This is a genomic window from Streptomyces bobili (assembly GCF_002154575.1).
GTDB classification, from domain to species: Bacteria; Actinomycetota; Actinomycetes; order Streptomycetales; family Streptomycetaceae; genus Streptomyces; species Streptomyces bobili.
Genome location: NZ_MUBA01000841.1, coordinates 1 through 1392, shown reverse-complemented (window position 1 = coordinate 1392; position 1392 = coordinate 1). Strand labels below are relative to the sequence as shown.

Sequence of the window (1392 nt, the reverse complement as noted above, 5' to 3'; positions counted from 1 at the left end):
CCGCCAGCCCTGTCGCGGCCAGCACCGACACCTCGGCCGGCCCGGCGTGCAGCACGAGGATCGCGATCAGGGCGAACGCGTCGAACGCGAGCCGCGTGCCGAACGTACTGACCGCGTACGCCGCCCACAGCCACCCGAACCTCCGGCCCAGCCGTCTCCTGGCCACCACGCTCAGCGCACCCCCGATGCCCCACCTGAACAAGCCGACGTTGACCGGTGAGAGCAAAGCTGGCAACACAGCAGCAGGTCAAACAACCAATGCGCCGGAGAGCCACAACCTGGCGTTGTGCACTAAGGTGCGTCGGCGTGGACCTCGACACCGCCCGGACCTTCGTCGCCGCCGCCGACGCGGGACAGTTCCAGGAAGCCGCCGCCGAGCTGGCGGTCACCCAGCAGGCCGTCTCCAAGCGCATCGCCGCGCTGGAGCGCGAGCTGGGCGTGCGGCTGTTCACCCGCACCGCGCGCGGCGCCGAACTCACCATCGACGGGCAGGCGTTCCTGCCCCACGCGCGCGAACTGCTGCGCGTCGCCGAGCGCGCGGTCGCGTCCGTACGCACCGGCAGCCGTCCGCTGCGCGTCGACGTGCTCGCCTCGCGCAGCGCGGCGTCGGGCCTGATGCGCGGCTTCCACCGCGCGCACCCCGGGATCGAGCTGGACGTGGTGTGGCTGTTCGACATCGAGACGGCCGTCGCCGCCATCCGGTCCGGCGCGATCGACGCGTCCTTCCGTGCCGTCGCCGTGCCCGGCAGGCCCCTTCCCGAGGACATCGAGTCCGTCCGGGTGCTCGACGAGCCGCTCCAGCTCCTCACCGGCCCCGCCCACGCGCTGGCGGGCGCCCGCTCGGTGAGCCTCGCCCAACTCGCCGGCCACCGGATCTGGATGCCCGGCATCGTCCCCGGTACCGAGTGGGCCGCCTACTACGACGACCTCGTCGCCACGTTCGGTCTCACCATCGAGGCGACCGGCCCCAACTTCGGCTCGGACGCGCTCCTGGACACCGTGGCCGACACCCCGGCCCTGGCCACCTTCATGGGCGAGCACACCCGCCTCGTCTGGCCCGCCGGCCACGACCTGCGACGCATCCCGGTGACCGACCCGACACCCGTCTACCCGCACTCGCTGATCTGGCGCCGCGACAACCCGCATCCCGCACTCGCCACACTCCGCAACCACCTCGGCTCCGCACAACCCGACCGCCCCGGCAGCAGCGTCTGGACACCCTCGTGGACGCCGGCATGGACCCAGCGGTAAGCAGCAGGGCGCCGGCCGCCGGAAGCGCCCTCCCACCCACTCACAGACCAGACCCAGGCTGACCACAGCTCGCGCTCATCGGCCGTCTGCACGGTGCAGTGGTGACCTCTGCCACCGATCCCCTCCCCCACCCGACCGCGT

General features: G+C 72.6%; 1 protein-coding gene and 1 pseudogene. One reads left to right on the top strand and one right to left on the bottom strand.

What is annotated here, in order from left to right; translation table 11 throughout:
- Window positions 1–169, bottom strand: a pseudogene (locus BZL64_RS41765) (MFS transporter); the annotation flags it as partial.
- 137 nt (window positions 170–306) lie between these two features.
- Here BZL64_RS41765 and BZL64_RS38085 point away from each other — a divergent pair.
- Window positions 307–1251 carry a LysR family transcriptional regulator gene (locus BZL64_RS38085; protein WP_086773499.1) on the top strand — a complete coding sequence of 315 codons (945 nt, stop codon included), beginning with the start codon at window positions 307–309 and terminating at the stop codon, window positions 1249–1251.
- The last annotated feature ends 141 nt before the right edge of the window (window positions 1252–1392 follow it).